Below are 6,321 nucleotides of genomic sequence, written 5' to 3'. Positions count from 1 at the left end.
CGGCTATCACCCAAACATTCGGGGTCGTTCGCGATTCGTTCCCGACGATCGCTCTCTTTCGCTGCTCCCGGCAGCTCAACCCCGCCTGAGTTGGGTCATAACCGGGGGCGATGAGAGCCGGGAACAAGGGCGTGGCTGTGGAACTTGCAGCAACTGTGACGTTCTGTGTGGCTGCGGATTTGAACCTTAGCCGATCCTTCATAGAACGTATTTGTGACTAAGAGACAATCCCGAAAGAGTGAGGGGAAATATCAGCGAGCCTTCGCTAAATACTGCGTCATCTCAGCCTCAGGAACCATACCGCCCCCGGTGGCCCAGACCAGATGCGTCGCGTTATTAAGCTGCTGGGCGCTAAAGCCCTGCATCTCGTGGTAAGAGGCGGTGGCACAAACCCGCTGCGGCCCGGCCATGCCTGCCAGGGCCGAAGGCTCCAGGCGAATATTTTCTTCTTCCGCCAGCCAGCCGAGCATGTTGTACAGCGTTTGATCGTCCACGGTATAGAAGCCGTCCAGCAGCCTTTGCATCGCTCTGCCGACAAAGCCGGAAGCCCGTCCCACGGCCAGGCCGTCGGCGGCGGTCAGGTTATCGATGCCGATATCCTGCACGGAAAGCGCATCATGCAGGCCGGTGTAAACGCCCAGTAGCATGCAGGGGGAGTGGGTTGGCTCGGCAAAAATACAGTGAAGGTGGTCGCCAAAGGCCAGCTTCAGCCCAAATGCTACGCCACCGGGGCCGCCGCCGACGCCGCAGGGCAGATAAACGAATAAAGGGTGCTGCTCATCGACGGTAATAGCCTGCCGTGAGAATTGGTCTTTCAGCCTTTGCCCGGCGACGGCGTAACCCAGGAACAGCGTGCGAGAGTTTTCATCATCGATAAAGAAACAGTTGGCGTCCGCCTCGGCGGCTTTTCGCCCCTGCTCAACGGCGACGCCGTAATCTTCGGCGTATTCAACCACCTCAACGCCGTGGCGGCGCAGTTTGGCTTTTTTCCATTCGCGGGCGTCGGCGGACATATGCACCGTAACGCGGAAGCCAATGCGGGCGCTGATGATACCAATCGACAGCCCCAGGTTGCCGGTAGAGCCAACGGCAATGCTGTAGCGGCTGAAAAACTCGCGTAATTCAGGAGACAGTAGCAGGCTGTAGTCATCTTCAAGGCTAAGTAACCCGGCCTCGATCGCCAGTTTTTCCGCGTGAGTCAGGACTTCATAAATGCCCCCGCGAGCCTTAATCGAGCCAGAAATCGGCAGGTGACTGTCTTTTTTCAGCCACAGCTTGCCGCAGACTGTCTGCCCATTTTCTTTTTCCAGCCGCTTTTGCATCGCCGGAATGGCGGCCAGCTCTGACTCGATAATACCGCCGGTTGCGGCGGTTTCCGGGAAGGCTTTCGCCAGGTAAGGCGCAAAGCGATCCAGCCGGGCGTGCGCCTCTTTTACGTCCTGCTCTGTCAGGCCAACATGCGGTAGGCCTTCGGCGAGGGAGGTGGCTCCCGGGTTAAACCAGGTGGTTTCGTTCAGGGCGGTAAGCTCGCTAAGCAGCGGGAATTTTTCGGTTAATGCGTGCAGTTCTGTCGATTTCATAACGAGCCTCCTGGCGCTCAGATGATAAAGGAAAGCAGGAATGTGCCGGCCAGTGCAACTAAAGAAGCGATGAATGTCGCCGTGGTGTAGTACTTAAAGGTTTCATGGCGCGTGGCGCCCATCATCGCCATCAATCTTTTGCGCTGGCGGCGGATGAACTGTCGCTGAGCCCCAGCGCGGTCAGCCATCGGATAAACCAGCTGGAAGAGGAGCTGGGGATCCAGCTTTTTGTTCGCTCGCACCGTAAAGTGGAGCTGACGCATGAAGGCAAGCGGGTGTTCTGGGCGCTGAAATCGTCTCTGGATACCTGCCGGTTTGCAGCCCGGAATATGCCCGACGCTTTGAACTTCATTCCCGGCCTTCTCAGCTGCGCCACTGCACTTTGCTGCACGACCGGCAGGCTTGGAGCAATAATTCCGGCACCGACGAGTGGTACAGCTGGGCGCAGCAGTTTGGCATTGAGCTGCCGGCCTCGACGGGCATAGGCTTCGATCGCTCCGACCTGGCGGTGATTGCCGCGATGAACGACGTTGGCGTGGCGATGGGGCGAAAAAGGCTGGTGCAAAAGCGGCTGGAGCGGGGCGAGCTCATCGCCCCTTTTGGGGATAACACGTTGAAATGCCATCAGCATTACTACATTTCGACCCTTGCTGGCCGACAATGGCCGAAGATTGACGCTTTTATCAGCTGGCTTAAGGCCCTGGCCGAAGAGGCGAAATAACTTACACCGCCTCGCCATGATGCTGGAAACGCTGCGCCAGCGGCAGCCAGCAGCACAGGATCAGCACGCCCATCGCCGTCATCAGCATTCCGATGCTGTATTGCCCGGTTTGCGGCATCAGCGCGGAGAACCAGGCCATCACGCCGGAGCCGATATTTTGCAGGCCGCCAACCAGCGCGCCTGCGGTACCGGCGAGAAACGGGAACGGCTCCATCGCGCCGCTGGTCGCCAGCGGGAACAGCATACCCGCGCCGAAGAAGAACAGCGCCGCAGGCACCAGCAGCGTCCAGATATTCATGATGCCGAACCAGCCAGGGATCCACATCAAAATACCGGCGAACAGGCAGCTCAATACCGCCTGCCACATCAGGCTGGAGAAACGCACGTTCTGGCGGCCCGCATACCAGGAGCCAAAAAACGCCGCCGGAATAGGCAGAATAAACAGGATGCTGACCACCACGCCGCTCAGGCCAAGTACGCCGCCCATCAGCACGCCGGAGCAGGCTTCAAACACCGCCACGCCCGCCAGCCCGCCGACCAGCATCAGCAAATAGCAGTTAAAGGAGATATTGCCGAGCAGCATTTTGTAGCTGCGCATCAGGCGCGGTGGCGTGGCCTCCGCCGGGCGGGTTTCCGGCAGCCAGCGCCACATGGAGAACGCGACAATCGCGCACAGCAGCAGCAGGAAGCCGTAGCAGGCGCGCCAGCCCCAGACGCTGTCCAGCATCCCGCCGATAACCGGCGCCAGCAGCGGGCTCACCAGAATGCCCATGTTCAGCAGGCTGTTGGCCTGGCGTAAATCGCCGCCTTCGTAAAGGTCGCGCGGCATGGTTCTCGCCATCACCCCGGCCACCCCGGTGCCCATGCCCTGCAGGGCGCTCGCCAGCACCAGAATATGCAAATTCGTGGTAAACAACGCGCCGAGCGTGGCCAGCATGAAAATCACCATGCCGGCGAGGATCACCGGGCGGCGGCCAATGCGGTCGGAAAGCGGGCCATAGAACAGCTGCGACACGCCGTAGGTAAACAAATAGGCCGCCATCACGCGCTGGATTGCGCCGCTGCGCACGCCCATTTCATGAGCCATATCGGGAATCGAAGGGATGTAAATCGTCTGGGTCATCTGCCCGACAGCAACCAGCAGAATCAACATCATCAGCAGGTGGATATTGGCTAACTTTCTCATGGCGTCCGATCGTTTACCTGAAAAGAGAGAGAGGCTTCGCAGCGTATTTTGCTGTGTATGTTTTGAAAGCGAGAGGAATCTATCATAACCGAGGCAATAAGCCAGATGATGAGGCTGTTTTAACAGCAAATTTACGTGTTCGTTTGTAAAGCGAAAGCGGCAATTTTTATTGCCACCAAACGCCTGTTTTTGCCCCGCAACGGTGCAATCTTCGTTAACCCTCAGGGAATTACATTTGTTTACAGGTTAAATACAAATGCGTATATTTCTCATCCGCATTTGATCGTGTGCGTCTTTAATAAAAATCAAAAAAGTGCCGGCACCGGAAAATGCCGCCGCATCATAAAAATTCAAAATGAGGGTTTAACATGGCATTGGTTAACTTCTCCAGGGAACGGTGTACGTTACGGGCAGGTGGCCCATCACTGCTGGCAGCGGCCATTGCGCTGGCGCTGCTTCCTTCTGTGCAGGCAGAAGACACCATCACGGTGAACACCCAGACAGATAATCCGCTGGCCGGGCAGGCGCAGGATTACAGCGTCAAAACCACCACCACCGGCACCAAACTGCTGCTGGTCCCGCGCGATATTCCTCAGTCCGTCAGCGTTATCAGCCAGCAGCGTATGCAGGATCAAAACCTGCAAACCATCGGCGACGTGCTGGATAACACCACCGGCATCAGCACTAAGCTGGTGGACAGCAGCCGCGCCACCTACTTCGCGCGTGGCTTCTTTATCAGCAACTATGCCTACGACGACATGCCGACGCAGGTCAGCGACGTCTGGGACTTCGGCGACACCGGCTCGGATGCCGCCGTGTACGAAAATATTGAAGTGGTACGCGGCGCGGCCGGGCTGATGAGCGGCAGCGGCAACCCTTCGGCGTACATCAATATGGTGCGCAAGCATGCCGACAGCCGTGAATTTAAAGGCAACGTTTCCGCAAGCTACGGGAGCTGGGACAAGCAGCGCTATGTGGCGGATCTTTCTGCTCCGCTGAGTGAGTCCGGTAACGTGCGCGGCCGCGTGGTCACCGGCTATCAGGATAACGACACCTGGCTGGACAAAAGCCATTCCCGCAAGAAATTCATCTATGGCGTAGTGGACGCTGATTTAACCGACTCCACCACGCTTTCCGTCGGCTACGACTACCAGGAAAGCAACGACGACAGCCCGACCTGGGGCGGCCTGCCTACCTGGTATGCCGACGGCAGCCGGACACACTTCAGCCGCAGCGCCACCACCGCGCCGGACTGGGCTTACACCAACAAAGACGCCACCAAAGTGTTCGCCAACCTGGTCCAGCGCTTTGATAACGGCTGGGAGGCGCGCATCAACACGCTGCACGCCGAAACCAACTTCGACTCTAAGCTAATGTATGTCACCGGCTTCCCGGATAAAGTGACCGGGGCGGGCACCAGCGCGTACGGCGGCTGGAACCGGGGCGAGCGTAAGCAGGATTCGGTGGATGCGTTTGTGCGCGGGGGCTTCGACCTGTTTGGCCGCCAGCATGAGCTGATGTTCGGCGGCAGCTACAGCCGCCAGCGCAATCACTATGACAACGCCATGCCGAACACAGGCTTGCCTTACGGCGGCATCGCGATGGACAGCTTCTACAGCAACGTCGCGGACCCGAGCTGGTCTGCCTTCTCGCTGTACAGCAAAGACGTGGTGCGCCAGCAGGCTGCCTACACCGCAGCGCGCTTCTCGCTGGCTGACCCGCTGCACCTGATTGTGGGGGCTCGCTATACCGAATGGGATGCGGACTACAATCCGTCCACCGCGCCACAAACCAGCCTGAGCAGCAAAAAGCATGACGTGACGCCCTACGCGGGCCTGGTTTACGACATCAACGACACCTGGTCGGCCTACACCAGCTACACCTCCATCTTCCAGCCAACCGACAAGCGCGACGTTAACGGCGATTATCTCGACCCTACCACCGGGAAGAGCTACGAAGCGGGCGTGAAGGCGGACTGGTTTAACACGCGCCTGACCACCTCGCTGGCGGTGTTCCGCATCGAGCAGGATAAAGTTGCCCAGTCGCTCGGCACGCCGGTTAACGGCAATCCTGGCGAAACGGCGTATAAATCCGTGGACGGCACCGTGAGCCGCGGCGTGGAGTTCGAGCTGAACGGCGCGCTGACCGATAACTGGCAGCTCACCTTTGGCGCTTCCCGCTATGTGGCGGACGACAATAACGGCGAGGCGGTGAACCCTGACCAGCCGCGTACCACCATGAAGTTGTTTACCCGTTACCAGCTGCCGATGCTGCCGGAAGTGACCGTGGGCGGCGGCGTGAACTGGCAGGGTAAAACCTGGCAGGATGCCTACGGCCCGAATGGCAATACGCGTATTAAGCAGGGCAGCTACGCGCTGGTGGATCTCTTCACCCGCTACCAGGTGACGAAAAACTTCGCCGTACAGGGCAACATCAACAACCTGTTCGACAAAGAATATGAATCCTGGCTTTCCGATTATGTGGTTTACGGCACGCCGCGCAGCTTCTCGCTGACGGCAAACTATAGCTTCTAAGCCAGTATGCTGAATAAGACGACTTTACTTTCTTGAGAGGGCGGGCAAAGAGGGGAAAACGTAGTTTTCCCCTCTTTCTGGCGATGCGGCTTTTCTTGTGCAGGTTAAATAGTCTGAAGAGCGTCTGGCAGCGACTGGTAATAGGCCGACTTCAGTAACGCCGAGTTATGCTCATTTCTGGTGTACGGGGATTTGAAGAGGGTGGCGTATCCTGCTGATTGATTTCGTGACAGATTTCAACAACAGAGAGGTGATACGCCATGAGTAAGTCTATCCTGAAGGCTCTGCCTGAGCCAGATA

Annotated in this window: 3 protein-coding genes and 2 pseudogenes; 2 read left to right on the top strand and 3 right to left on the bottom strand. The window is 58.1% G+C overall.

Going from position 1 to position 6,321, the window contains the following annotated elements:
* Nucleotides 1–251: 251 nt before the first annotated feature.
* Both dsdA and VGM55_RS11955 read right to left on the bottom strand, forming a co-directional pair.
* Nucleotides 252–1,580: a D-serine ammonia-lyase gene (gene dsdA, locus VGM55_RS11960; RefSeq protein ID WP_331635578.1), complete on the bottom strand. Its 1,329-nt coding sequence runs from the start codon at nt 1,578–1,580 to the stop codon at nt 252–254.
* Nucleotides 1,581–1,597: 17 nt separating this feature from the next.
* Nucleotides 1,598–1,699: pseudogene (locus VGM55_RS11955) on the bottom strand (hypothetical protein); the annotation flags it as partial.
* 6 nt (nt 1,700–1,705) lie between these two features.
* On the opposite strand from VGM55_RS11955, the pseudogene VGM55_RS11950 reads away from it, so the two are divergent.
* A pseudogene (locus tag VGM55_RS11950) lies at nt 1,706–2,301 on the top strand (LysR family transcriptional regulator); the annotation flags it as partial.
* A 1-nt stretch (nt 2,302) separates the two neighbouring features.
* Here VGM55_RS11950 and emrD read toward each other — a convergent pair.
* Entirely contained in the window at nt 2,303–3,487 is a 1,185-nt protein-coding gene (emrD, locus tag VGM55_RS11945) for a multidrug efflux MFS transporter EmrD (protein ID WP_331635577.1), read from the bottom strand.
* A 368-nt stretch (nt 3,488–3,855) separates the two neighbouring features.
* Between emrD and fhuE the strand changes: the two genes are divergently transcribed.
* Complete coding sequence (gene fhuE, locus VGM55_RS11940) at nt 3,856–6,021, top strand: ferric-rhodotorulic acid/ferric-coprogen receptor FhuE (protein WP_331635576.1); 2,166 nt, start codon at nt 3,856–3,858, stop codon at nt 6,019–6,021.
* Nucleotides 6,022–6,321 lie beyond the last annotated feature (300 nt).

The organism is Cedecea sp., assembly GCF_036500665.1.
GTDB lineage: Bacteria > Pseudomonadota > Gammaproteobacteria > Enterobacterales > Enterobacteriaceae > Cedecea.
Note: the sequence above shows the minus strand (reverse complement) of the source record. Positions and strands in the feature narration are given on the sequence as shown.

Bases quoted from the DNA above. Each gene is read 5' to 3' on its own strand.
- fhuE (WP_331635576.1), top strand. From the start codon at position 3,856: ATGGCATTGGTTAACTTCTCCAGGGAACGGTGTACGTTACGGGCAGGT.
- dsdA (WP_331635578.1), bottom strand. From the start codon at position 1,580: ATGAAATCGACAGAACTGCACGCATTAACCGAAAAATTCCCGCTGCTT.
- emrD (WP_331635577.1), bottom strand. From the start codon at position 3,487: ATGAGAAAGTTAGCCAATATCCACCTGCTGATGATGTTGATTCTGCTG.